The 25,186-nt window shown below is 63.6% G+C and carries 23 protein-coding genes and 1 pseudogene; 20 read left to right on the plus strand and 4 right to left on the minus strand.

What is annotated here, in order from left to right; genetic code table 11:
* Window positions 1–4 precede the first annotated feature (4 nt).
* The 11 genes from argS (at window position 5) to surE (ending at window position 10,768) form a co-directional block, all read left to right on the plus strand.
* On the plus strand, window positions 5–1,795 hold the full coding sequence (gene argS / locus ACRQ5Q_RS20720) for an arginine--tRNA ligase (protein WP_439392180.1): 1,791 nt from the start codon (window positions 5–7) through the stop codon (window positions 1,793–1,795).
* 139 nt (window positions 1,796–1,934) lie between these two features.
* Window positions 1,935–3,461 carry an SPOR domain-containing protein gene (locus ACRQ5Q_RS20725; protein ID WP_439399843.1) on the plus strand — a complete coding sequence of 509 codons (1,527 nt, stop codon included), beginning with the start codon at window positions 1,935–1,937 and terminating at the stop codon, window positions 3,459–3,461.
* A gap of 46 nt (window positions 3,462–3,507) precedes the next feature.
* The gene (gene nagZ, locus ACRQ5Q_RS20730) at window positions 3,508–4,536 is read left to right on the plus strand and encodes a beta-N-acetylhexosaminidase (RefSeq protein WP_439392181.1); all 1,029 of its coding nucleotides are present in this window, start codon (window positions 3,508–3,510) and stop codon (window positions 4,534–4,536) included.
* A complete protein-coding gene (locus ACRQ5Q_RS20735) occupies window positions 4,533–5,372 on the plus strand; it encodes a segregation and condensation protein A (RefSeq protein ID WP_439368277.1) in 840 nt (279 codons plus the stop codon). Before nagZ ends, ACRQ5Q_RS20735 begins: the two co-directional genes overlap by 4 nt.
* Before the next feature lie 21 nt (window positions 5,373–5,393).
* A complete protein-coding gene (gene scpB / locus ACRQ5Q_RS20740; RefSeq protein WP_439392182.1) occupies window positions 5,394–6,158 on the plus strand; it encodes an SMC-Scp complex subunit ScpB in 765 nt (254 codons plus the stop codon).
* 165 nt (window positions 6,159–6,323) lie between these two features.
* Window positions 6,324–6,557, plus strand: a complete 234-nt coding sequence (locus ACRQ5Q_RS20745) for a twin-arginine translocase TatA/TatE family subunit (protein ID WP_018642198.1) — start codon at window positions 6,324–6,326, stop codon at window positions 6,555–6,557.
* Window positions 6,558–6,645: 88 nt separating this feature from the next.
* Window positions 6,646–7,140, plus strand: a complete 495-nt coding sequence (gene tatB, locus ACRQ5Q_RS20750; protein ID WP_439368274.1) for a Sec-independent protein translocase protein TatB — start codon at window positions 6,646–6,648, stop codon at window positions 7,138–7,140.
* Window positions 7,137–7,949: a twin-arginine translocase subunit TatC gene (tatC, locus tag ACRQ5Q_RS20755; RefSeq protein ID WP_439368273.1), complete on the plus strand. Its 813-nt coding sequence runs from the start codon at window positions 7,137–7,139 to the stop codon at window positions 7,947–7,949. Before tatB ends, tatC begins: the two co-directional genes overlap by 4 nt.
* 156 nt (window positions 7,950–8,105) lie before the next feature.
* Window positions 8,106–9,434: a serine--tRNA ligase gene (gene serS, locus ACRQ5Q_RS20760; RefSeq protein ID WP_439392183.1), complete on the plus strand. Its 1,329-nt coding sequence runs from the start codon at window positions 8,106–8,108 to the stop codon at window positions 9,432–9,434.
* 95 nt (window positions 9,435–9,529) lie between these two features.
* Entirely contained in the window at window positions 9,530–9,892 is a 363-nt protein-coding gene (locus tag ACRQ5Q_RS20765) for a hypothetical protein (protein WP_439392184.1), read from the plus strand.
* A gap of 108 nt (window positions 9,893–10,000) precedes the next feature.
* Window positions 10,001–10,768 (plus strand): 5'/3'-nucleotidase SurE, encoded by a 768-nt coding sequence (gene surE / locus ACRQ5Q_RS20770; RefSeq protein WP_439392185.1) that lies wholly within the window; start codon window positions 10,001–10,003, stop codon window positions 10,766–10,768.
* 68 nt (window positions 10,769–10,836) lie between these two features.
* On the opposite strand, the gene ACRQ5Q_RS20775 is transcribed toward surE, so the two are convergent.
* Window positions 10,837–11,208, minus strand: a complete 372-nt coding sequence (locus tag ACRQ5Q_RS20775; protein ID WP_439368269.1) for a response regulator — start codon at window positions 11,206–11,208, stop codon at window positions 10,837–10,839.
* A 238-nt stretch (window positions 11,209–11,446) separates the two neighbouring features.
* Here ACRQ5Q_RS20775 and ACRQ5Q_RS20780 point away from each other — a divergent pair, with 238 nt between their 5' ends.
* The 5 genes from ACRQ5Q_RS20780 (at window position 11,447) to ACRQ5Q_RS20800 (ending at window position 18,010) form a co-directional block, all read left to right on the plus strand.
* The gene (locus ACRQ5Q_RS20780; protein ID WP_439368268.1) at window positions 11,447–12,097 is read left to right on the plus strand and encodes a protein-L-isoaspartate(D-aspartate) O-methyltransferase; all 651 of its coding nucleotides are present in this window, start codon (window positions 11,447–11,449) and stop codon (window positions 12,095–12,097) included.
* A gap of 109 nt (window positions 12,098–12,206) precedes the next feature.
* Window positions 12,207–13,604: a peptidoglycan DD-metalloendopeptidase family protein gene (locus ACRQ5Q_RS20785; protein ID WP_439392186.1), complete on the plus strand. Its 1,398-nt coding sequence runs from the start codon at window positions 12,207–12,209 to the stop codon at window positions 13,602–13,604.
* 397 nt (window positions 13,605–14,001) lie between these two features.
* Window positions 14,002–14,997: a formylglycine-generating enzyme family protein gene (locus ACRQ5Q_RS20790; RefSeq protein ID WP_439392187.1), complete on the plus strand. Its 996-nt coding sequence runs from the start codon at window positions 14,002–14,004 to the stop codon at window positions 14,995–14,997.
* A gap of 114 nt (window positions 14,998–15,111) precedes the next feature.
* Window positions 15,112–16,794, plus strand: a complete 1,683-nt coding sequence (locus ACRQ5Q_RS20795; protein ID WP_439375611.1) for an arylsulfatase — start codon at window positions 15,112–15,114, stop codon at window positions 16,792–16,794.
* Window positions 16,795–16,972: 178 nt separating this feature from the next.
* The gene (locus ACRQ5Q_RS20800) at window positions 16,973–18,010 is read left to right on the plus strand and encodes an HAD family hydrolase (RefSeq protein ID WP_439392188.1); all 1,038 of its coding nucleotides are present in this window, start codon (window positions 16,973–16,975) and stop codon (window positions 18,008–18,010) included.
* Between the two features lie 94 nt (window positions 18,011–18,104).
* Here the strand turns inward: ACRQ5Q_RS20800 and ACRQ5Q_RS20805 are convergent.
* Window positions 18,105–18,580 (minus strand): annotated as a pseudogene (locus tag ACRQ5Q_RS20805) (hypothetical protein); the annotation flags it as partial.
* Window positions 18,556–18,825: a hypothetical protein gene (locus ACRQ5Q_RS20810; RefSeq protein ID WP_439368259.1), complete on the minus strand. Its 270-nt coding sequence runs from the start codon at window positions 18,823–18,825 to the stop codon at window positions 18,556–18,558. The gene ACRQ5Q_RS20810 and the pseudogene ACRQ5Q_RS20805, both read right to left, overlap by 25 nt.
* Before the next feature lie 27 nt (window positions 18,826–18,852).
* On the opposite strand from ACRQ5Q_RS20810, the gene ACRQ5Q_RS20815 reads away from it, so the two are divergent.
* Both ACRQ5Q_RS20815 and ACRQ5Q_RS20820 read left to right on the plus strand, forming a co-directional pair.
* Window positions 18,853–20,286, plus strand: a complete 1,434-nt coding sequence (locus tag ACRQ5Q_RS20815) for an outer membrane protein (RefSeq protein WP_439392189.1) — start codon at window positions 18,853–18,855, stop codon at window positions 20,284–20,286.
* A 305-nt stretch (window positions 20,287–20,591) separates the two neighbouring features.
* Window positions 20,592–21,680 carry a SphA family protein gene (locus ACRQ5Q_RS20820; protein ID WP_439392190.1) on the plus strand — a complete coding sequence of 363 codons (1,089 nt, stop codon included), beginning with the start codon at window positions 20,592–20,594 and terminating at the stop codon, window positions 21,678–21,680.
* Between the two features lie 299 nt (window positions 21,681–21,979).
* Here the strand turns inward: ACRQ5Q_RS20820 and ACRQ5Q_RS20825 are convergent, their stop codons facing one another.
* On the minus strand, window positions 21,980–22,972 hold the full coding sequence (locus ACRQ5Q_RS20825) for an ATP-binding protein (protein ID WP_439392191.1): 993 nt from the start codon (window positions 22,970–22,972) through the stop codon (window positions 21,980–21,982).
* A 181-nt stretch (window positions 22,973–23,153) separates the two neighbouring features.
* Between ACRQ5Q_RS20825 and yajC the strand changes: the two genes are divergently transcribed.
* Both yajC and secD read left to right on the plus strand, forming a co-directional pair.
* Window positions 23,154–23,531, plus strand: a complete 378-nt coding sequence (gene yajC / locus ACRQ5Q_RS20830) for a preprotein translocase subunit YajC (protein WP_028171851.1) — start codon at window positions 23,154–23,156, stop codon at window positions 23,529–23,531.
* 47 nt (window positions 23,532–23,578) lie between these two features.
* Window positions 23,579–25,183, plus strand: a complete 1,605-nt coding sequence (secD, locus tag ACRQ5Q_RS20835; protein ID WP_439368250.1) for a protein translocase subunit SecD — start codon at window positions 23,579–23,581, stop codon at window positions 25,181–25,183.
* Window positions 25,184–25,186 lie beyond the last annotated feature (3 nt).

Raw genomic sequence — 25,186 nt, forward strand, 5'->3', positions numbered from 1 at the left:
GCCCATGCCCCAGACATCCTCATCCCTGCATTTATTCGCCGACGTGCTCGCACGCGTGCACGCCGCCTGCCGCGCGCTCGCGTCGGATTCCAGCTGGCCCGAGGGCATCGATTTCTCGCGCGTGGTGGTCGAGCCGCCGCGCGATGTCTCCCATGGCGACATGGCGACCAACGCCGCGATGGTGCTTGCGAAAGAGGCAAAGGCAAAGCCCCGCGATCTCGCCGAGCGGATTGCCGAGCGGCTGCGCGCCGATGCGCTGATCGCCAAGGTCGATGTCGCCGGTCCCGGCTTCATCAATCTGACGCTGAAGCCGGCCGCCTGGGCGGAAGCGCTGCGGACGGTGCTGCGCGAGGGGGCGGATTACGGCCGCGTGCGCGGCGGCGCCAAGGTCAATGTCGAATATGTGTCGGCCAATCCAACCGGGCCGATGCATGTCGGCCACTGCCGCGGCGCGGTGTTCGGCGACGCGCTGGCGAGCCTGCTCCAGTTCGCAGGCCACGACGTCACGCGCGAATATTACATCAACGATGCCGGCGCTCAGGTCGACGTGCTCGCACGCTCCGCCTTCCTGCGGTATCGCGAGGCGCTCGGCGAGGACATCGGTGCCATACCCGAAGGGCTCTATCCCGGCGCGTATCTGAAGCCGGTGGGTGTGGCGCTCGCGAAGGAGCACGGCAACAAGCTGCTCGCGAAGAGCGAGGCCGAGTGGCTGCCGACTGTGCGAGCCAAGGCTATCACGATGATGATGGACGAGATCAAGGACGATCTCGCCGCCCTCAACATCCGCCACGACGTGTTCTTTTCGGAACGCTCGCTGATCGAGACCGGCACCAACAAGGTCGCCGAGACCATAGATTTCCTGAAGGCCAAGGGCGACATCTACGAGGGCCGCCTGCCGCCGCCTAAGGGCGCGCCGGTCGAGGATTGGGAAGACCGCGAGCAGCTGCTGTTCAAGGCGACCGCCTACGGAGACGACGTCGATCGTCCGCTGATCAAGTCGGACAATTCCTACACCTACTTCGCTTCCGACATCGCCTACCACAAGAACAAGTTCGACCGCGGTTTTGCGGAGATGATCGACGTCTGGGGCGCCGATCATGGCGGCTACATCAAGCGCATGCAGGCGGCGGTGAAGGCGATTACGTCCGGCAAGGGCTCGCTCGACGTCAAGATCGTCCAGCTCGTCAAGCTCTTGCGCAATGGCGAGCCGGTGAAAATGTCGAAGCGGAGCGGGGACTTCGTCACGTTGCGTGAGGTGGTGGATGAGGTCGGTCAGGACGCGGTCCGATTCATGATGCTCTACCGCAAGAACGACGCGGTCCTCGACTTCGACCTCGCCAAGGTCATGGAACAGTCGCGCGACAACCCGGTGTTCTATGTCCAGTACGGCCATGCCCGCGGCCACTCGATCTTCCGGAACGCGCGGGTCGAGGTGTTCCCGGAACTGCCGGAGGACGCCGGCAGACGCATGGCCTGGCTCGCTGAGTCGGCGGTGGAACGGCTGTCCGACCCCGTCGAACTCGACCTTCTTAAGCGCCTCGCAATTTATCCGCGCATGCTGGAAGCTGCCGCCGCGGCCCATGAGCCGCACCGAATCGCCTTCTATCTCTATGACTTAGCGAGCGAATTTCACGCACTTTGGACGAAAGGGCGCGATTTGCCCTATTTACGCTTCATTATCAATAATGATGCAGATCTTACAAAGGCGCGACTGGCAATGGTCCAGGGCGTCGTCTCTATCCTGGCATCGGGCCTCGCCATCCTCGGCGTCCATGCTCCGGACGAGATGCGGTAGTTTGGGGCGAACTACTTAAGGGGAATTCGGGGGTAACCGGCAGAAGCCGGATCGCTGAGACTTGGTTGAATGCCTTGTGGGTCGGAAGCCGTGCCTGGTCGAGGGGCGCGCGGCTTTCCCGAAGGGACGCATCATCACGATGGCCGAACGATATCACGACAGACCGTTTCCTTCCGATGACTATGGTCGCGGCGGCGATCTGCATGGGAAGGCGGACAACGATCCGTTGGCCGAGCTCGCCCGCCTGATCGGGCAGACCGATCCGTTCGCCGCGCAGGGCCGGCCTGCCGCGCGCCCGCCGGCAGCCTCCGCGCAGAGCTATCAGGACGACGATTATCGGCAGGGCGATTATCGACAGGACTATGCCGAGCCGGCTCCGCCGCCTCCGCCCGGGCCGCCGTCATGGATGCGCCGCGCCAACGTGCAGCCGCAGCCGGCACCCGCGCCGGAGCCGGACTATCACGTTTCCGTAAGCCCGGTTCACCCGTTGCACCGCTATTCCGCCCCGCCGGCCGCGCCCGAGCCTGATTTCCATCAGCCGCAGGCCTATCAGGATCATGCATCCCAGGATCACGCCGATCAGCAGGACCAAGCCTACCACGAGCCTTCTCAGCAGCCCGATCCGTCGCGCTACGACGATGCGCTGTACGGACGGCTGGAGACGGGTGAGGAGGAGTTTCAGCGCGATCCGGCCTATCCGGACGACCCTTACGCGTTCCAGAGCGACTATCCCGAGGCCGATCTCGACGAGCCGAAGAAGCAGCGCGGCGGCATGATGACGGTCGCGGCGATCCTCGCGCTCGCGGTGGTCGGCACCGGTGCGGCCTTCGCCTACAAGACCTATGTGGGCTCGCCCCGCAGCGGTGAGCCGCCGATCATCAAGGCCGACAACACCCCGACCAAGATCGTGCCCGCGCCGACGGACTCCTCGGCCAAGGTGCCGGATCGCATGGTCACCGGTGACGGCACCGAGAAGATCGTGCCGCGCGAGGAGGCGCCTGTCGACGTCAACGCCAGGGCGGGTGGTCCCCGCGTGGTGTTCCCACCACTGAACCAGAATGCGAATCCGCCGTCGGTGGCGAGCGTGTCGCCGTCTACGGTGCCGCCGCCGAGCGCAGGGGCGCCCCCGAGCAACGGGACGATGCCGAACAACTCGCCGCGCCCGATCAGGACCGTGGCCGTGAAGGGTGATCAGGCCGACAGCGCCACGCCGCAATCGGCTGCCGCCAAGCCGACAGCTGCGGCGCCGAAGCCTGTTGCCGCGCCGGCTGCGCCGCGCAATCCGCCGACCTCGGCCAATGCCAGCGCCAACCAGCCGCTCCCGCTCACGCCGCAATCGACGCCCGCGGCCGAGTCACCGCAGCGGATGGCTGCAACCAATTCGACGCAGATTCTGCCCGCGAGCAGCGGTGGCTTCATCGTCCAGGTCTCCTCGCAACAGAGCGAGGACAGCGCCGCGGCCTCCTACCGGGTGCTCCAGAGCAAATATGGCAGCGTGCTTGGATCGCGCTCACCCGTGATCAAGCGGGTCGATCTCACCGACAAGGGCAAGGGGGTCGTCTACCGCGCGTTCGCTGGCCCCTATGCGTCGGCCGAGGAAGCGACACACGCCTGCAACAGCCTGAAGGCTGCCGGCTTGCCGACCTGCTTCATCCAGAGGAATTAACGGCCGATTCCTTGACCCCCAGACGGGCCAGGGTTAATCGGCCGTTATGAGCACGCGGGCCTTCATTACCGGCGTATCCGGAACGGAACTGACCGCCGCCGAGCGGGAGTTTATCCGCGCCGAACGCCCATGGGGCTTCATCCTGTTCAAGCGCAATGTCGCGACCCCGGCGCAAGTTGCGGCGCTGGTTGCGGAATTGCGGACGGTTGCGAATGCGGCCGACGCGCCGGTCCTGATCGACCAGGAAGGCGGACGGGTGCAGCGGTTGGGCCCGCCGCACTGGCCGGTCTATCCCCCGGGTGCCGTATTCGCGACCTTGTACGACACTGATTCGGCGCTCGGGCTCACCGCGGCGCGGCTCAGCGCCCGGCTGATCGCGGCCGATCTCGCCGATCTCGGCATTACCGTGGATTGCTTGCCGCTGGCTGACGTGCCGGTGCCGGGCGCCGACGCCGTGATCGGGAACCGGGCCTACGGCACCTTGCCGGCCAAGGTCGCAGCGATCGCCCGCGCGGTGACCGAGGGGCTGGAGCAAGGCGGCGTGCTGCCGGTGCTCAAGCACATCCCCGGCCATGGCCGCGCCACCGCCGACACCCATTTCAAGCTTCCGACAGTTGATACGCCTATGGACGAGCTCGATCGGACCGACTTTGCGGCGTTCAAGCCGCTGGCGGATCTGCCGATGGCCATGACTGCACATGTTGTGTTTAGCGCCGTCGACCCCGCCCAACCGGCGACGACATCTGCGACAATGATTGCTCGGGTGATTCGCGGCGCAATCGGGTTCCAGGGTTTGTTAATGAGTGATGACGTGTCGATGAACGCGCTGGCGGGCAGCATCGCCGAGCGGACCCGCGCCATCTTCGCGGCCGGCTGCGACGTGGCCCTGCATTGCAACGGCAACATCGACGAAATGCGCGAGGTCGCTGGTCAGACGCCAGAGCTGTCCGGCAAGGCCCTGGCGCGGGCGACAGCCGCGCTCGCCGCGCGCAAGGCGCCGCAGCCGTTCGATCGGGTGGCCGCGCGAACTGAGCTGGACGCATTGATCGCCCAGGCAAACACGGCATCCGCATGACCGCAGAAATCCTATCGTTTGAAACCGGGCGGCCCGCAGAGCTCGCCGAGGGTGAGCCGGCGTTGGTGGTGGACGTCGAGGGCTATGAAGGTCCGCTCGACCTGCTGCTCGCGCTGGCGCGGCAGCAGAAGGTCGATCTCGCCAAGATCTCGATCCTGGCGCTGGCCGACCAGTATCTCCACTTCATCGAAGCCGCGCGAAAGATCCGGCTGGAACTCGCCGCCGACTACCTCGTCATGGCGGCCTGGCTTGCCTTCCTGAAATCGCGCCTGCTGCTGCCGGAGCCGCCGAGCGCCGAGGGGCCGAGCGCCGAGCAGATGGCGACCGCGCTCGCCAACCGTCTGCGTCGGCTGGAAGCCATTCGCGAAGCCGCCAACCGGCTGATGAACCGGCCGCAACTGCAGCGCGACATCTTCCCGCGCGGCGAGCCCGAGCAGATCGCCGAGATCAAGCATCCGAAATATACCGCAACGCTCTACGATCTGCTCACGGCCTATGCCTCGCAGCGCCAGTCGCGCGTGCTGGCGAGCGTGCATTTGGCCAAGCGCACGGTGTGGTCGCTTGCGGAAGCGCGCGCCACGCTGGAGCGGCTGGTCGGCAGCATCACCGAACAGGACGACTGGGGCGTTCTCGACGACTTCCTGATCCAGCACGTCGCCGATCCCACGCAGCGTGCGACGGTGTTCGCCTCGAGCTTCGCCGCCGCGCTCGAGCTGGTGCGCGAAGGTCAGCTCGAGCTGAATCAGAAAGAAGCGTTTGCGCCGATCTATTTCCGGAAGGGGCGTCCTAAACCGGTTCCGGACGCAGCTCCTGCGCCCGACGCGCCGGTCGCCTAATTGCAAGAAGGAGAATCTGCCATGGCAAGCCTGGCTGAAGTGCGGGTAGAAGAGGCCGAGCCGATGGAGAACGAGACCCAGGCACGTCCCGAAGAGCTACGGCTGCTGGAAGCGCTGCTGTTCGCGTCGAGCGAGCCGCTGGATACCGCGACGCTGGCCAAGCGCATGCCTGAGGGCGTCGACGTCAAGGTCGCGCTCGAGCAGCTCCAGGCCGACTATGCCTCGCGCGGCGTCAATCTCGTGCGGGTCGCCAACAAATGGACCTTCCGCACCGCCGGCGATCTCGCCTGGCTGATGACGCGCGAGAGCACCGAGACGCGCCGCCTGTCGCGCGCCGCGATCGAAGTGCTGGCGATCATCGCCTATCACCAGCCGGTGACGCGCGCCGAGATCGAGGAGATCCGCGGCGTCGTCACCTCGAAGGGCACGCTCGACGTGCTGCTGGAGACGGGCTGGATCAAGCCGCGCGGCCGCCGCAAGACGCCGGGCCGTCCGCTTACGTTCGGAACCACCGAGGACTTCCTGTCGCAGTTCACCCTGGAACAGCTCGGCGACCTGCCGGGACTGGAAGAACTGAAAGGCACGGGCCTGCTGGATTCGCGCCTGCCGACGGGCTTCAGCGTGCCGACGCCGTCGGACGATCCGGCGCTGCGTGAGGACGAGGATCCGCTGGAACCTGGCGAGGACCTCGATCTGTCGCTCGCGCCGGCGGTCGAGCCGGAGGCGCCGGAAGCCAGCAACGAGGGCAGCGGCGAGGCTGCTCGCGAAGGCGGCTCCGAGGACTGATGTACCGGCCGTTGACCGGCCCTGCGGTAGGTTAACACTAGCAAGATTACGTAGCGCCAACAGCGAATTGGCGCTGCCTTGGTCCTTGTTTTTGACACCCGCCAAGCCTAGTTTTGGGTAAAGATCGGCCGGGTCCCCGGCCATGCGCGTTTGGAGGGTTGCAGGATGGGTTCACTCAGCATTTGGCACTGGATCTTGGTGATCGCAGTGGTCCTGCTGCTGTTCGGCCGCGGCAAGATTTCGGATCTGATGGGCGACGTGGCGCAGGGCATCAAGGCGTTCAAGAAGGGCATGCAGGACGACGACAAGCCTGCCGAGAAGCCGGAGCCGGCCAAGTCCATCGAGCACAACGCCGCGCCGACCGCGGCACGGTCCGACGTCGGCAGCAAGGCCGTCTGAGCCAGAGAGCACGCGAGACGCGGGTAGCGGCCCGATCCTGCGCGCAAGGGATTGGGCCGGTTGCGGCTTCGCGTGAACGGAAGATCTCATGTTCGACATCGGGTGGAGTGAACTGGTCCTGATCGGGGTCGTGGCCCTGATCGCCATCGGCCCGAAAGAGCTGCCGGGCGTGCTGCGCATGGTCGGACAGTGGATGGGCAAGGCCCGCAAGATGGCCGCCGAATTCCAGGGCCAGTTCCAGGAGGCGATGCGTGAGGCCGAGATGGCCGACCTCAAGAAGAGCTTTGATGAGGTCAAGGAAGCCGCCACGGGATTCAATCCGCTGACCTCGCTTCAGAAGGACGTCAGCGACGCGCTTCGCATCGATGCACTGGACAAGCCGGCCGAGACGCCGGCTGCCGCGGCTGTCGAACCGCCTGTCGCGCCGACCACTCCGGAAGCGCCGACGCCAGAGACCTTCGTCGAAGCCGAGGCGCATGCGGCCGTGAACGAGCCGCTCGCCATCACCCGTGAGGTCGAGCAGGCAAAGGTGGCGCAGGACACCGCGCCATCCGCAGCGATCAAGGACGCCAAAGCGTCATGACCGACGCCGATATCGAAGCCAGTAAAGCCCCGCTGATGGACCACCTGATCGAGCTGCGCTCGCGGCTGATCAAGGCGCTGCTCGGCTTTGGCGTGGCCTTCATCTTCTGCTTCTTCTTCGCCAAGCAGATCTACAACGTGCTGGTCTGGCCGTTCGTGTGGGTCGCAGGGCCCGAGAACTCCAAGTTCATCTACACGGCGCTGCTCGAATATTTCATCACGCAGCTCAAGCTCGCGCTGTTCGGCGCCGGCTTCATCTCGTTCCCGATCGTGGCAACCCAGATCTACAAGTTCGTTGCGCCCGGGCTCTACAAGCACGAGAAGCAGGCCTTCCTGCCGTATCTGGTCGCGACCCCGTTCTTCTTCGTGCTGGGCGCGACGCTGGTCTATTTCGTCGTGCTGCCGATGCTGGTCCGCTTCTCGCTCGGCATGCAGCAGGCAGGCAGCGACGAGACCGCGCAGATCCAGCTCTTGCCCAAGGTCGGCGAATATCTGTCGCTGATGATGTCGCTGATCTTCGCCTTCGGCATCGCCTTCCAGCTCCCGGTGATCCTGACGCTGCTCGGGCGCATCGGCATCGTCACGTCAAAAATGCTGCGCGAGAAGCGCCGGTATTTCATCGTCATCGCCTTCGTGATCGCGGCCGTGCTGACGCCGCCTGACGTGCTCAGCCAGTGCTCGCTCGCGATTCCGCTGCTGGCGCTCTATGAGGGCTCGATCATCGCCGTGGGGATGGTGGAGAAGAAGGCAGCTGCCTCGCCGGCAGCCACTGGCACTGACGTGTCGACGCCGGCTAACCCGGCCGAGTAGGTCCAGTGCGCGCGGCCCCTCGGGGAAACACTGATGGCCCTGGAATACTGGATCGCGCGCTTTCGCGGGCGAGGACAGAATGCTAGGGGAAAGCGCGCCAATGTAAGTTGTCAGCATGAAAGTTGACTATTTAAGCGCTGACCCAGGACCACGGCCATGCACGACATCAAATCGATCCGCGATAATCCGCAAGCCTTCGACGCTGGCCTCGCCCGGCGGGGCCTGAAGCCGTTGTCGGCGTCGCTGCTGGCGATCGACGAGAAGCGGCGGGCGGCGATCCTGGCCTCGGAGCAGGCGCAGGCGCGGCGCAATGCGGCCTCCAAGGAAATCGGCGAGGCCAAGAAGGCCAAGGACGAAGCGCGCGCGGCCAAGCTGATGGCCGAGGTGGCCGAGCTGAAGACCACGATGCCCGAGCTCGAAGCGGCCGCGAAGGCTGCCGACGAGGAGCTGACCAAAGAGCTGTCCGCGATCCCGAACATTCCGTTCGACGAAGTGCCTGATGGAGTCGACGAGCACGGCAACGTGCAGCACCACGTGTTCGGCAACAAGCGCAACTACAGCTTTACGCCGAAGCTGCATGACGATCTCGGCACCGCGCTCGGCTACATGGATTTCGAGGCGGCGGCCAAACTCTCCGGCGCGCGCTTCGTCGTGCTGAAGAAGGGGCTGGCGCGGCTCGAACGCGCGATCGGTCAGTTCATGCTCGATTTGCACACGACCGAGCACGGCTATACCGAGATCAACCCGCCGCTGCTGGTGCGCAACGAAGTGATGTTCGGCACGGGACAACTGCCGAAATTTGAGGACGATCAGTTCTGGGCGATCAAGGGCGAGCTGCTCGCTTCGCCAGACGAGCGGCTGAAGACCGAGCGCCTCGGCCTCATTCCGACCGCGGAAGTCTCGCTCACCAATCTCGCGCGCGAATCCATCCTCGACGAGAAGCAACTGCCGATGCGGCTCACTGCGCTGACGCCCTGCTTCCGCGCCGAAGCGGGTGCCGCAGGCCGCGACACGCGCGGCATGATCCGCCAGCACCAGTTCACCAAGGTGGAGCTGGTCTCGATCACGACACCCGAGACCAGCAAGGACGAGTTGGAGCGGATGCTGTCCTGCGCCGAGCAGGTCTTGCAGAAGCTCGACCTGCATTACCGCGTGATGACGCTTTGCGCAGGAGATATGGGATTTTCGTCGCAGAAAACCTATGACATCGAGGTCTGGATGCCCGGGCAGGGCGACGGCGGCATGTTCCGCGAGATCTCGAGCTGCTCGGTCTGCGGCGACTTCCAGGCCCGCCGCATGGATGCGCGTTCGCGCGGGCCTGACGGCAAGCCGCGGTTCGTGCACACGCTGAACGGCTCCGGCACTGCAGTTGGCCGCGCGCTGATCGCCGTGATGGAAACCTATCAGCAGGAGGATGGCTCGATTGCGGTCCCCAGCGTCCTCCAGCCCTATATGGGCGGGTTGAAGGTGGTCGCGCGCGAGTAAACGCATCGCGTGTCTGAAACCGTGTAAACGTTTGGTTGCGAAGATCGGGCGGCCGGTTATCCTGCCGGCCACCCGTCAATGCGAAACTCCCGTCCATGGCCTTGCACCGCGACATCTTCTGGGTCGGCAGACAATGGGCGGTGACAGGTGCCGGCATCCAGGCCGTCGACCAGCGTTTGCGCGGCGTGCTCGACATCGAGATCGCGCGGCTCTGGGACGATGACCTCGTGCAGGGCCGGCGTGCCAAGCCCGGCGTGAACACCGTGGATTTCGACAAGGCGCTGACGGTGGCGCGCGAACGTTTTCCGCAAGAACCGACCGCGGACCCGATCGTTGCGCAGCTTGCGGCGCTTGGCGTGGTCGCGGCGCCCGTCGAAAGCCCAGTCCTGCCGGCGCTGCAGCTGCGTGTCGAGGGCCGGCTCGCACGCTTCCTGCCGCAATGGCGCATCCGCCGGTAATTGGACCGGGCCGGGGAACCTGGCCGCCCCCGAAATTGGCCCGGTTTGCCTGATCGGCCGTAGCCGGATAAGACGGCTTGGACCCCGCTTCTGGAATCGACCTCTCACATGCGCATTCTCTGCACCAATGATGACGGCATCCACGCTCCCGGCCTCGAGGTCGTGGAGGAGATTGCGCGTGCATTGTCCGACGACGTCTGGGTGGTGGCGCCCGAGTTGGACCAGTCCGGCGTGTCGCATTCGCTGTCGCTGAACGATCCCTTGCGCCTGCGCGAGGTCGGTCCGCGGCACTTTGCCGTGCGCGGCACCCCGACCGACTGCGTGATCATGGGGGCGCGGCACATCCTCGGCACCAGGCCGCCGGATGTCGTGCTGTCGGGCGTCAACAAGGGCCGCAACGTCGCTGAGGACGTGGTCTATTCCGGCACCATCGCCGGCGCGCTGGAAGGCACCATCCTGGGCCTGCCGTCGTTCGCGCTGTCGCAGGAGTTCAGCGTCGAGACCCGCGAACGGCCGCCGTGGGACACCGCGCGGAAATTCGGTCCCGACATCCTGCGCAAGGTGATCAAGGGCGGAATCCCCAAGGATACGGTCATCAACGTCAACTTCCCGTCCTGCGCGCCGGAGGACGTGCTCGGTATTCGCGTCACACGCCAGGGCAAGCGTAATCTCGGCTTTCTCAGGATCGACGAGCGCAGGGACGGCCGCAACAACCCCTATTTCTGGATTGGCTTCGAGCGCGCGGCGATGATGGACACGCCGGCCGATGGCACCGATCTCGCCGCGCTGCGCGATCGCTATGTCTCGGTCACGCCGCTCAGGCTCGACCGTACCAACGAAGCGTTCTCGGAAGAGCTGAGCGCGACGCTGAAGTAGCGGCCAGAGCGCGCGTTCTTCCTCTCCCGAAGGGAGAGGTGAAGAAAGGCGCAAGCACGGATGGACCGCTACCCGCCACGCAGGGCGGCTTCGATGGTCTTGCCGAGCGCGTCGAGCTGGAACGGCTTCTGCAGCGCCGGCCGGTCGCGATACTGCTCGGGCAGGCCAGAGGAGCCGTAGCCAGTGGCGAAGATGAAGGGACAGCCCTTCGCCTTGATGACATCGGCGACCGGCGAGATGACCTTGCCGTTGACGTTGACGTCGAGGATGGCGATGTCGAACTCGGTGGCCTGGGCGAGCCGCATGGCCTCGTTGATATCGCCGGCTTCGGCTGCGACCTTGTAGCCGAGCTCTTCGAGCATGTCCGCGACCATCATCCTGATCATCACCTCGTCCTCGACGAGGAATACAGAGCGGCCTGAAAGCCCTGTCGCAGTCATTGTCGGTGAGTCCTTGCCCATTTGCGAAAACGTTCGCAGATAACGCGAATCGACGCAATGCGCGTTTCGGCGAACAAGCGCCTGAAAATGGCCTTTGCGTCCAGCCCGCTGCAGGCCAATTTGTGGTCAAATACCGCAGCAAAAGGATATCATGGGTTCCGGGGCAGGAACAAGATTCTCGCCCGGGCCTTGAGCTCCGGAGCGATGATCCGGACCTGACGAGACAATGCGAGCAGCGATGACTCCCTATCAGCATCCGCCGGAAAAGATGATGTTTCAGCTCACGCTGAGGCGTCGGGGCATCAGCGATCAGGCGGTGCTCAGGACCATGGAGGAGGTGCCGCGCGAGCTTTTCGTCGATGAGGCGGATCGGGAGGGGGCTTATCGCGATAGCGCACTGCCGATCGCGTGCGGGCAGACCATCAGCCAGCCCTTCGTCGTCGCCTACATGACCGAGCAGCTCCAGCTCCAGAAGCACCACCGTGTGCTCGAGATTGGCGCGGGCTCCGGCTATCAGGCGGCGGTGCTGTCGCGGCTCGCAGGCCACGTGCTGACCGTCGAGCGCTATCGCAAGCTGGCCGATGCGGCACGCGCCAGGCTCGAAACGCTGGATTGTCACAATGTCGAGGTGATGCTCGGCGACGGCCTCAACCTGCCGCCCAATATCGGGCCGTTCGACCGTATCATCGTCACCGCCGCGGTGGAGCAGCTTCCGGAGAACCTGGTCGACCGGCTCGAGGTCGGCGGCATCCTGATCGCCCCGGTCGGGCCGCATCAGGGCGTGCAGACGCTGATTCGCCTGACCCGGACCGAAGCCGGGATCGAGCGCAAGGAACTCGTCGACGTCCGCTTCGTACCGGCACTGCCCGGCGTGGCACGGGAGCTGTAGATTTCCGGATTGGCTGTTCCGCCAACATCTTATTGGGAGGGTTAAGCCGTTATTTACTCGGCGCGTGTTTACTTAAAACACCAGTTCTGTTGCGTACGAGTGAGTAACCATGTCTGTCGTCGCCGAGTTGCTTTACTCGCGCCGCGTGCCGCAGCTCGCGGTGCTGGCGCTGATCTCCTTCAGCTTTGCAGGGTGCAGCGCCGACATGTCGTCGCGGCTGTCCCAGTCGAATTTCTCCAATCCCTTTGCTTCCGACCAGACCGGTTCGGTGCAGCAGGCGCCGCCGCCGCAGCAGCCGCGTGAGCTGCCTCAATATGCGCGGCCGCAGACGCAGCCCGGTTATTATCAGTCGCAGCCCTTGCCGCCGCCGGCGGTGGCCGCGCCGCAATCCTATCCCGTCACTTCGGGCGGCGGCGTATCCGGAGGCGGCCGCGGCGTCAGCTCGTACGCGCCGCCGGCGCAGCCACATCTCGAGACTACGGCCACCGTGCCGCCGCGCTCGGTCGCAGCCGCCCAGCCCGCCGGCGGAAGCAAGATCATCGTGGGGACCAGCGACACGCTCGACGTGCTCGCCAAGCGCTATCACGTGACGCCTCAGGCGATCCTCGCCGCCAATGGTTATAAGGGACCGCGTGCGCTCTCGCCCGGACAACAGCTGATCATCCCGCATCCGGCCACGGCTGCCGCACCTGCGGCGGCTCCTGTCGCCGCAGCTCCGGCGATGGCGCCTGCTGGCAAGCCGGTTGCAGCCGTCGCTGCGCCAGCGAGTTCCCACTTCGTCAATCGTGGCGACACGCTCGCCAGCATCGCGCGCAAGAACCATATCTCGGCGGCTGAGCTTGCTCGCGCCAACGGCCTCGATTCCTCGGCCAAGCTCAAGCTCGGCACCAAGCTGACAGTGCCCGGTGCCAGGACTGCGGCCCTCGCGGCGCCGGTTGCGGCGGCTTCGGCCGGCGCTGCTCCGGTTCCGGGTACACTTCAGCCCGTCGTGGCTGCTCCCGCGCCTGCCACCAAGATGGCCGCAGCGGCTGCGCCCGTGCAGAGCGCGCGTCTGGCCCAGGCCACGACCAACGTCGAAGAGAAAGCCGCGGAGGTTCAGGCGAAAGCCGCTGAGACCACCAGTGCGCTGCCGACCTTCCGTTGGCCCGTGCGCGGCAAGGTGGTCACGAGCTACGGCGCCAAGACCAACGGCAAGTCCAACGACGGCATCAATCTCGCAGTGCCCGAAGGTACGCCGGTCAAGGCGGCTGAAGACGGCGTCGTCGCCTATTCCGGCAACGAGCTGAAGGGGTACGGCAATCTGGTCCTGGTTCGGCACTCGAACGGCTACGTCACCGCATATGCCCATGCGAGCGAGCTGCTGGTGAAGCGCGGCGATACCATCAAGAGGGGTCAGGTCATTGCCAAGTCGGGTCAATCCGGTGAGGTGGCGTCGCCGCAGCTCCACTTCGAGATCCGCAAGGGATCGAGCCCGGTTGACCCGCTTCAATTCCTGAACGGGGCGTGAGGCGCGAGCCCGGAGCAGGGCGCACGATCACCACAAATATGCTGTCGTCGCCCGTCTTGTGCGCATTGCGCACTCGAGCGGGCGATCCAGTATTCCAGCGGCAGCGATCACCAAGCCGAGAAGCTGCCTCGAGCCAACGGCGTACCGAGCCTTTGCGACCGGAAAATCAAATTTCGAAAAACAACCCCATGCAAAGTAGCCGATGGCTGTCGGTGCGATCTTCTAGGGCCTTGAGTCTGCTTCGGTTTCGACGGCGCAACGGGCATGGCTGGGCTTGCCAGCGACCCAGCGGGCGTGAAAGACCCAACCCTCAACCTTTGATCTAGATCAACCTGGAAGAGTGGCGTTCCGTTTGCGTGGTGGCGCAGGCCAATGATGCACGGGTCCGGAGAACGGCATGAAGCTGGCTGATACGACATCGTCGCCTGCTCCCGGACAATCGTTCCAGCATCCCGCAGATGAGGGGATGCTATACGTGCCGGGCGGCACGTTTCGGATGGGTTCGGATCGGCATTATCCGGAAGAAGCGCCGGTCCACCGCGTCACCGTGGATGCGTTCTGGATGGATCGCCGTCCAGTGACCAACCGGCAATTCAAGGCATTCGCCAGAGCTACCGGCCACGTCACCGTTGCCGAGATCACGCCTGATCCAAAGGATTACCCCGGAATTCTCCCGCATATGATCTACGCGGGTTCGCTGATGTTCTCTCCGCCCGCATATCCGGTCAATCTCCGGGACTTCAGCCAGTGGTGGACCTTCGCCAAAGGCGCGGACTGGCGGCATCCCTATGGACCCGGGAGCAACATCCGTGGGCTGGACGATCATCCCGTCGTGCATGTGGCGTTCAGCGACGTGATCGCCTACGCAAGATGGGCCGGCAAGGATTTGCCGACCGAGGCGGAATGGGAATTCGCGGCGCGGGGCGGGCTGGACGGCGCCGAGTTCGCATGGGGAGATGAATTTACGCCCGGAGGCCGTCACATGGCCAACACCTGGCAGGGCGAATTTCCACGCCAGAACACTGGGGACGACGGGTACGAGAGGACATCGCCGGTCACCGCATTTCCGCCGAACGGATACGGGCTGTACGATATGATCGGCAACGTCTGGGAGTGGACGTCCGACTGGTACGCGCCTCGGCATGAGGCCGACGCTGCGAAAGCCTGCTGCATTCCAGAGAACCCGCGCGGCGGCCGCGAGGCCGATAGCTACGACCCCAGAACGACCAACGTCAAGATTCCACGCAAGGTCATCAAAGGCGGCTCGCATTTGTGCGCGCCGAACTACTGCCGGCGCTACCGGCCGGCTGCGCGGCATGCGGAGCCGGTCGACACATCCACAAGTCATCTTGGATTTCGGTGCATCAGGCGACGTGTCTCTAACGCATCATAACGGGAGAGCAATGCCATGTTGAATTGCGTATTCAAAGACAAGCTTTCGGTTGCGACGCCGCGCAAGACACAAAGCTGGATCAAGCGGTCCTGTCTAGCGCTGCTCGGTGCGACGATGTTAATTCCATCCTCAGGGTTGATCAGCACTCCGGCAGGCGCCCAACAGCCGGCGCAAAAACCAAACATCCTCTTCATCATGGGTGATGACATCGGCTGGATGCAGCCGAGCATCTACCACCGCGGATTGATGGTCGGAGAAACGCCCAATATCGATCGCATCGGCAACGAAGGCGCGATGTTCACGCACTATTACGCCGAGCAGAGCTGCACGGCCGGGCGTACGGCCTTCCTCACCGGCATGCAGCCGGTCCGCGTCGGCATGACCTTGCCAGAGATTCCCGGCAGCCCATCCTATCTGCGGCCCGGGACGCCGTCGCTTGCCAGGTTCCTGCTCGATCTCGGCTACAACACTGGGGAGTTCGGCAAGAACCATCTCGGCGACCACACCGATTCGCTGCCAACTGCGCATGGTTTCCAGGAGTACTGGGGCTACCTGTATCACCTCGATGCGATGCAGGGGGTGAGCTTCCCCGACATCAACAAGAGCCCGGCCCAGCAGACCGTCGCGCCGCCATGCAAGAACACGCCGATCCCCGGCGTACCTGAGGTTCCCGGTGCGGTGGACCCCAAGACCACGGTCTGCCTGACGCCACCGCGTCCAATGCTCGCGTGCAAGTCCTCAGATGGCACCGCCAAGAACATGACATGCAAGGACGAGGGCCCGCTGACTCTCGATCGATCGAAGGGTATCGACGAGGAAATCTCGGCCAAGGTCGTCGACTTCCTCGATCGCAACGACCCGCGGCGCACCAACAAGCCGTTCTTCGTCTGGTACAATCCGGCACGCATGCACATCACGACCGTGCTGTCGGACAAGTACCTGGCGATGGTGGGCGAGCCCGGCGGCAAGGATTGGGGCATCAATGAAGCCGGCATGAAGCAGATGGACGACAATATCGGCGTGGTGCTCAAGAAGCTCCAAGACATGGGCCAACTCGACAACACGATCGTCGTCTTCACTACCGACAACGGCGCCGAGACCATCACCTTCCCGGACGGCGGCGTCACGCCGTTCAAGGGCGGCAAGCTGAGCACCTGGGAGGGCGGCATGCGCGCCCCGATGGTGATCCGGTGGCCAGGCGTCATCAAGCCCGGCACGGTGAAGAACGACATGTTTTCCGCCCTTGACTGGCTTCCGACTCTCGTCGAGATCGCCGGCGGGCCCAAAGGCGACGCACTGAAGCAACGGATCGAGGCCGGCGAGTATCCCGGCATCGTCAAGACCACGCTCGACGGCATCAACCAGATCGACTACCTGAGCGGCAAGTCAGAGAAGTCGGCACGCGACCACTTCTTGTACTACTCCAGCAAGGACCCGTCGGCGGTCCGCTACAAGAACTGGAAGATGTATTTCGCAATGGTGTCCGACGACCCGGCCGGCTTCGTTAACGGAGTGCGGCCCTACTCCTGGACCCAGGTCGTCAACATCAAGCGCGATCCCTTCGAGACCTCGGTGGGTCAGCAACAGAAGACACTCTTCGGCATGGGCGGGGCGATTGCTTCTCCGTCGACCGCCTATGTCTATGACTGGAACTTGCTGCCCATCGGCCAGCAACTTTGGCTGATGCACCTCGAGACCTTCATCAAATTCCCGCCGCTGCAGGACCCGGCGAGCTACAACCTGGAACAGGTCATGCAGCAAGTTAAGAATATGAAGACGGCCGGTCGTAGCGACTAATGGCTCGATACTGCATTGGCGGGCGTCACTTCGGCACCCGCCAATTCATTGCGGTCAGAATCCAGCTGCTCACGAAGCAGCATATCGGCAAGCGTGCGACGAACAGCAGCGATACACCGGCCTCGCACGCACTTTCAAAGTCGACCGGTAGGGACCGCACAATCGATGCGGATCTACAATGAAACAGCTCATGCGATTTCCACGCCTTGACCGTCGCGCACTGCTCTCGTCTCTGGCGACGCTTCCGTTTCTATCTGCCGCCCTGCGTTCCACCTCCGCCATGGCCCAGACGCAAGCCGGTCCTCTGCCATCTTGGAATGAAGGCCCGACCAAAGCTTCGATCGTCGACTTCGTCGCACGGGTCACGGAGAGTGGCGGGCCCTATTTCGTACCACCCGATCAACGCATCGCGACCTTCGACAACGACGGGACGCTTTGGATCGAGCAGCCGATGTATGTGCAGCTTGCTTTTGTGCTGGATCGCGTGAAGGTTCTTGCGCCCATGCATCCGGAATGGAAGGACAAGCAGCCCTTCGCGGCAGTGCTGAGCGGGGACCTGAAGGCGCTCGCAGCTTTCGGAGAAAAGGGCGTGGCTGAGCTGGTGGCGGTGACCCACGCCGGCATGACGACAGCGGAGTTTGAGAAGATCGTCGCAGACTGGCTCGCGAGCGCGCGTGATGCTCGCTTCAAACGCGCCTACACCGAACTCGTGTATCAGCCGATGCTCGAATTGCTCGTTTACCTCCGCACCAACGGCTTCAAGACCTTCATCGTGTCGGGGGGCGGCATCGAATTCATGCGGCCATGGACCGAGACGATTTATGGAGTGCCTCCCGAGCAGGTCGTCGGATCGTCAATCAAGACCCGCTATGAAATGCGCGACAGCACGCCGGTCCTATTTCGCTTGCCCGAGATCGATTTCATCGACGACAAGGCCGGCAAGCCGATCGGGATCAACAGCCACATTGGCCGGCGTCCGATCGCCGCCTTCGGGAACTCGGATGGCGACCTCGAAATGCTGCAATGGGCGACGCTCGGTGCCAGCGGCGCGCGGTTCGGCCTGATCGTCCACCATACCGACGCGGAACGCGAATATGCCTACGATCGCCAATCACATTTCGGCAAGCTCGATGTCGCTCTCGATGCTGCAGCGCTGAACAGGTGGGCCGTTGTGGACATGAAGAAGGACTGGAAGAGGATCTTTTCGTTTGATTAGAAGGCGAGATCGTAGAGCTCCTGGCCGCGCGAATGCGGTGCGATGCACGGTTTTGAGCAGAGCACGCCAACTAAGTTTTAGGTCGTGGCCAATTCACAACGGACATCGTGGCGACGTACTTCTCCGGTCCTTTCCAGCCCAGATTGGTGTCGACCGCATACCCGCCCGTCGTCGCGCCGTCGTCGCCGCGCAGGTTCAACAGGAACTTGTAATATTGACGCGCACTGCCCCGGGGACAGCTCGTTCTCGGTAAAGAAGAACCAGGACTTGCGCACCGACTTGCCCGTTCCAAACAGGATCGGCGACTTGTCGTGGCTGTCAAAGATGGTCGGTGACCCGCGAGGTCGTTCTCCGGCAGTTTCGCGCCGGCGAGCGACGCGAAGGTGGTCATGTAGTCGAGGCCACCGACGATATCGGAGTTCTTGCTTCCGGCTTTGATGCCACGTTCTCGACCAAAGAATCTGCGTATTTGCTCTTGGACAGCGACTTGTGAATGAAGTCTGGGTGCGGAAGGTTCGGCTGGTGCGCCTTCATGAAATTGACGTTCATGAAGAACGGCCGGCCTGACTTGCCGACCTTGCCAGCGGGGCCAGCGCAACCAGTGCCGCACATCCGAAAAGTGCAAAGCGCATTTTCATGATGTGAATCCTTCCCAGGAAAAGATCGAAACTGACACCGTGACCTGGGTTCGGATTGATCTGAATCAACCGCAAGACGGCTTCATGCAAATCGGAATTCGTCCAGGTGTTGCCTGCGAGAGACAGCCAGCGGCAACGCTTAGTAGTTGAATGAGCAGCATCGGGAAGATCTGGCATTGACGTTACCCTACGCCTGGGGGAGCCATGAAGTCATTCCTTGCAAGCGTTGCTCTCTTCGCGATCTGTGTGACCGCGCGTGCTGCGGATATGCCGGTGAAGGCTCCGCCGGTTCCCGCACCGGCGTACAATTGGTCAGGGTTTTACGTTGGCGCAAATCTCGGTGGAGCGTGGACCAGCGGCCACCTGAACATCAGAGGCAACAATCTGTATGGCGGCCTCACCGAATTCATCGGTGGCGTTCAGGCCGGCTACAATTTCCAGGCCGGCCATCTTTTGTTTGGCGTGGAAGGTGATTTCGATGGGGCGACGTTTGGTCATCCCGCGCTTCCCACTCCTACGCTCGGCTCCGTGAGCCAGAACTGGATTGGAACGGTGGCAGCCCGGGTCGGCCTCGTGGAGGATATTTGGCTTCTCTACGCCAAGCTTGGCGGTGGCTGGGTGCAAAGCAATGCCTCGTTGAACTTCCCCGGCGTCACTTGGCAGGGGTCCAACACCAGCTCCGGCTGGTTAGCTGGGGTGGGTGTCGAGTACGGCTTCAAACCGAATTGGACGCTCAAACTCGAATACGATTACATTGGGCTGGGAAGCTGGGCTTCGCCCACCGTCCCGCCAATCCAATTGAACCGCGACCTTCAAATGGTCAAGTTCGGTGCAAACTACAAATTTGAGCGCGGCACTTCTGAGGCAACTGCACGGACAGTCGCCGCCGCTCCTTCTAGTCCGGCGGAAGAACACGAAGATCTGGCGAAGAAGTCACAGAACCCTATTGCCGATCTCGTCAGCGTTCCATTCCAAAGCAACACGAATTTCAACGCCGGGCCGTTCAACCGCACTCAGGAAGTGCTTAACATTCAGCCCGTCGTGCCGCTGCACATCAACGCGGACTGGAACTTGATCTCGCGCACCATCATGCCCGTGATCAGTCAACCTAGCCCGTTTTTTAACAGCAACACGAATGGCATTGGCGACATTACCCAGCAGTTCTTTTTCTCGCCCACCCATCCGGGCGTTCTGATCTGGGGTGTCGGTCCGATATTCACAGTACCGTCTGCGACCGATCCTATCCTTGGACAGGGAAAAGTACTGCTCGGTCCCACGGCGGTCTTCTTAACAACGCCGGGACATTGGGTGATCGGCGTTTTGCTCAACAACCAGTGGTCAGTTGGCGGCAATCCATTGCGCCCGAATGTGAACGAGTTTCTCGCGCAGCCATTTGTCAACTACAACATGGCGCACGGCTGGTTCCTGACGAGCTCACCCGTTATTACCGCGAACTGGCTGGCGGCATCGGATCAGCGGTGGACCGTACCGATTGGCGGCGGCATTGGTCGGGTGTTCAAGCTCGGTGACCAGCCAGTGAGTACGTATATATCCGCCTATTACAACGTCGTTCGTCCAACCGGCGCGCCGAACTGGCAATTGCGGGCCGAATTGTCTCTGCTCTTCCCCGAGAGGTAAGGGGTGTCCGCCAACAGTAAGATTTCGGAATGCTTGGTCGCGCAACCCTCGTCCGCGCATGACGCGAGGTGGGCGGGGGGTATCGCTTCTGCAGTGAACTTTGAGAGAACGGATCCGTGCGCGCTATGCGGAATCGGCAAAACTGTGGTGTGGAAGGCACAGCCTCTGGCTAAAGGATGCACAAGCAGGGAAAGCGCCGATCACGAAGACGCGCTGTGGTAGTGTCTACTAGATTCCGGTCCTCACACACGCCGGATATTCCTCGGTTGTGACAGTAGGGCCGTAGAGAAGTGGGGGATTGGCAGATGAAGAGCGGGAAATCGGTATCGAGGGCTGGTTTGGTTTGTCGGTTGGGCGCGGCAGCAACTGCCACCTTACTCGTCCTCGCCATTGGTGCGGCGCGAGCTGATGAAGGCGGTGTCAGCTTCTGGGTGCCCGGCCTCTATGGTAGTTTGGCGGCCGTGCCCCAGCAGGCGCCGGGGTGGTCGGCGACCACCATTTATTATCATGACTCGGTGTCCGCCGGCGCCGACGTGGCGCGCGCTCGCGAGATCACCATTGGTAATATCCCGGCGAATGTGACGGCCACCGCGAATGCCAACGTCCATGCCGATCTAGATATCGGCTTCTTGATCGCAAACTACGCCTTCGAAACGCCGGTGTTCGGCGGTCAGGCGTCTGCCGGCTTTCTTGCAGCCTACGGCGCCAACAGCACATCCTTGGCGGGGACCTTCACGGGAACAGTGACGGGACCTGGCGGCGGCGTATTTCCTTTCTCGCGCTCCGACAGCATTAGCAGCTCGATCATTGGCTTCGGCGACATATACCCACAGTTCGCACTGCGCTGGAACGCCGGTGTTCACAACTACATGACCTACATTACTGGAGACATTCCGGTCGGGATGTACGACTCAGCCCGCCTTGCCAATTTAGGCATCGGGCATTGGGCGATCGACGCCGGCGGCGGCTATACCTATTTCGATCCAAAGACCGGGCACGAAGCTTCGGCAGTGCTCGGATTCACCTACAACTTCGTCAATCCTGCGACCCACTATCAGAGCGGCGTCGACATGCACCTCGACTGGGGCGCTTCGCAATTCCTGACCAAGCAGTGGCAGGTCGGTCTCGTGGGCTACCTCTATCAGCAACTCGGCTGCGACAGCGGCTCCGGCGATCGCGTCGGCTGCTTCCGGTCGCGGGTGGCAGGTGTCGGCCCACAGGTGGGCTATATCTTCCCGATCAATGACAAACTGCAAGGCTATCTCAACCTGAAGGCTTACGGCGAGTTCGCCAACGAGAATCGGCCAGCGGGCTGGAACCTCTGGCTGACGTTCAATCTTTCGCCCGCGGCGGCACCGCCGCCGACACCCGCGAGGCGCCTTTTTACTAAGTAGGATCAGCGATGCTCCGACGACAAATCGCGCGTATTCTACGGATCACGTTCCAACGTATCGAGCGCCGGCGCGGTTGTGGTTGCAGCTCTGGCGTTTTCCCCGCACATCGCGAACGCCGATGAGAGCGGCATCTCGTTCTGGGTCCCGGGGCTGTTCGGCAGTCTGGCAGCCGCGCCCGCTCGGCTGGTCCCTCGGGACCATCTCCTACCACACCAGCGTGTCCCCCTCCGGCGCTGCTGCGAGCCAGAGATTCCCCGTCTTCGGGGAAAGACAGCCGTAACCGGGTTGCAATCCGACCGCTACTGCACCCTCAGCTTCACGCCGAGCCGCCCCGCCAGCTCCTGCACGAACTGCCAGGCGACGCGGCCCGAGCGGGAGCCGCGCGTGGTCGACCATTCCAGCGCCTCGCGCTCCAGGGCCTCGTCCTCGACCCTGATGCCGAAATGGCTGCAATAGCCGCGCACCATGGCGAGATATTCGTCCTGGCTGCAACGGTGGAAGCCGAGCCAGAGGCCGAAACGATCCGACAGCGAGACCTTCTCCTCGACCGCTTCGCCGGGATTGATCGCGGTCGAGCGCTCGTTCTCGATCATCTCGCGCGCCAGCAGATGACGGCGGTTGGAGGTGGCGTACAGGATGACGTTCTCGGGCCGGCCCTCGATGCCGCCTTCGAGCACGGCCTTGAGCGACTTGTAGGAGGCGTCATTGCCGTCGAAGGAGAGGTCGTCGCAGAACACGATGAAGCGGAAGGGTGAGGCGCGAAGCTGTTCCATCAGCGCCGGCAGGCTCTCGATGTCCTCGCGGTGGATCTCGATCAGCTTCAGCCTGTCGGCAGCCTTGCGGTCCGCGTTGATGCTGGCATGGGCCGCCTTCACCAGCGACGACTTGCCCATGCCGCGCGCGCCCCAGAGCAGGGCGTTGTTGGCGGGCAGGCCGCCCGCGAAGCGCTCGGTGTTCTCCATCAGGATGTCGCGCATCCGGTCGACGCCCTTGAGCAGGAACAGCTCGACGCGGCTCACCCGCGGCACGGCCGAAAGGCGGCCGTTGGGGTGCCAGACATAGGCATCGGCCTGCTCGAACGACTCGGGTTCAATGGGCGGACTGCCCTGGGCAGCGAGGTGTGCTGCAATGGTCTCCAGCGCGCGGACCAGGCGCTCCTGGGAAAGGTCCGGGGCCCCTTTGACGGCCGCCTTGACGGCCTCCGTGGGGCGTTTTGCCGCGACGTGGATGGGCTTGCCGGCAGGGGTGCGGGGGCCTTTGCCGGCCGGGCTTTTGCTTGGTTTTTTGGGCATGTCCGAAGTTCCTGAGAATGCAGCCTTATCGGGCCTGACCGCGCGCCGCAAGGTGGCCAAATCGACGGTCTGGCAGCGTTGCAATTGGGGCGGTGGCCGCTATAGTCCGCGCGAATTTGACCGAGCCGGTCGCCCCTGAGGGCCTGACCGGCTTTCCCCCGTTCTCACGAGGATCGTCCGAATGTTGATTACCCCTGCGTATGCCCAGGCCGCGGGCGCCGGTGACACCAACAGCATGTTGATGTCGCTGCTGCCGTTCGCCCTGATCTTCGTGATCATGTACTTCCTGATTCTGCGTCCGCAGCAGAAGAAGGTGCGCGACCATGCCGACCTCGTGAAGAACATCCGCCGCGGCGACACCGTCGTGACCTCGGGCGGCCTCGTCGGCAAGGTCACCAAGGTGGTCGATGACGACCAGATCGAGTTCGAGATTTCCGACGGCGTGCGCGTGCGGCAGATGCGCCAGATGATCTCCGGCGTGCGTGCCAAGGGCGAGCCGGCGAAAGAATCCAAGGATAGCGCGAAGGAAACAGCCAAGGACGACGCCGCGTCGAAGTGAGCGCTTCCGCGAGTCTCCCGAGTCTCCTGATCTGACAGGTCCAGTCGATGTTGTATTTCACGCGGTGGAGGGCGCTGGGGATTGTCCTGACAGCGCTGATCGTGTGCCTCTGTGCGGTTCCGAACTTCTTCCCCGAGGCGACGGTCAAGACCTGGCCCGCCTGGGCGCAGCGCCGGATCGTGCTTGGCCTCGACCTTCAGGGCGGCTCCTATCTGCTGCTCGAGGTCGATTCAAACTATGTGAAGAAGGAGCGGCTGGACCAGATCCGCGACGACGTTCGCCGGACGCTGCGTGATGCCAAGATCGGTTTCACCGGCGGCGTGACCGTGCGCAACGACGCGGCCGAGGTTCGCATCACCAAGGAAACCGACGTGCAGCCGGCGCTCGCCAAGCTGCGCGAATTGTCCCAGCCGCTGGGCGGACTGATGGGATCCAGCGGTCAGCGCGACCTTGAGGTGACCGACGCCGGCGGCGGCGTGATCCGCCTGAGCATCCCGCAGGCCGCGATGCTCGACCGCATGCGCAAGACCATCGAGCAATCGATCCAGATCGTCGAGCGCCGCGTCAACGAGCTCGGGACCGTCGAGCCCGTCATTCAGCGCCAGGGCAACGACCGTATCCTCGTGCAGGTCCCCGGTCTCCAGGACCCGACGCGCCTGAAGGAGCTGCTCGGCAAGACCGCGAAGATGGAATTCCGCATGGTCGACACCTCCGTGCCGCCTGATCAGGCGCAAGCGGGCAGGTTGCCGCCGGAATCCGAGTTGCTGATGAGCGCGTCGCCGCCGCCAACGCCCTATGTGGTCAAGAAGCAGGTGCTGGTCGCCGGCGGCGATCTGACCGATGCCCAGGCGAGCTTCGACCAGCGCACGGGTGAGCCGGTCGTCAGCTTCAAGTTCAACACCTCGGGCGCGCGCAAGTTCTCGCAGGCCACCACCGAGAACGTGGGACTGCCGTTCGCGATCGTGCTCGACAACAAGGTGATCTCGGCGCCCGTCATCCGCGAGCCCATCACCGGCGGCCAGGGCCAGATCTCGGGCAATTTCACGGTGCAATCGGCCAACGACCTCGCCATCCTGCTGCGTGCCGGCGCCCTGCCGGCGCCGCTCACGGTGGTCGAGGAGCGCACCGTCGGTCCCGGCCTCGGCCAGGACTCGATCGAGAAGGGCGAGCTTGCGGCTTACGTCGGCTCGATCCTCGTCATCGTCTTCATGCTGCTGACCTACCGCCTGTTCGGCGTGTTCGCCAACATCGCGGTGGCCATCAACGTCGCCATGATCTTCGGCCTGTTGTCGCTGCTCAGCGCCACGCTGACGCTGCCCGGCATCGCCGGCATCGTGCTCACCGTGGGCATCGCGGTGGACTCCAACGTGCTGATCTACGAGCGCATCCGCGAGGAGCTGCGCGGCGGCCGCAACGCGATCTCGGCGATCGATGCCGGGTTCAAGCGGGCGCTCGCCACCATCCTCGATTCCAACATCACCACCTTCATTGCCGCCGCGGTGCTGTTCTACATCGGCACCGGCCCGGTGCGCGGCTTCGCCGTGACGCTCGGCATCGGCATCATCACCACGGTGTTCACCGCCTTCACCCTGACCCGGCTGATCGTCGCCTGGTGGGTGCGGTGGCAGCGGCCGCAGAGCGTGCCGATCTAGGAG

It is taken from the genome of Bradyrhizobium sp. PMVTL-01 (assembly GCF_051861855.1).
Taxonomy (GTDB): domain Bacteria; phylum Pseudomonadota; class Alphaproteobacteria; order Rhizobiales; family Xanthobacteraceae; genus Bradyrhizobium.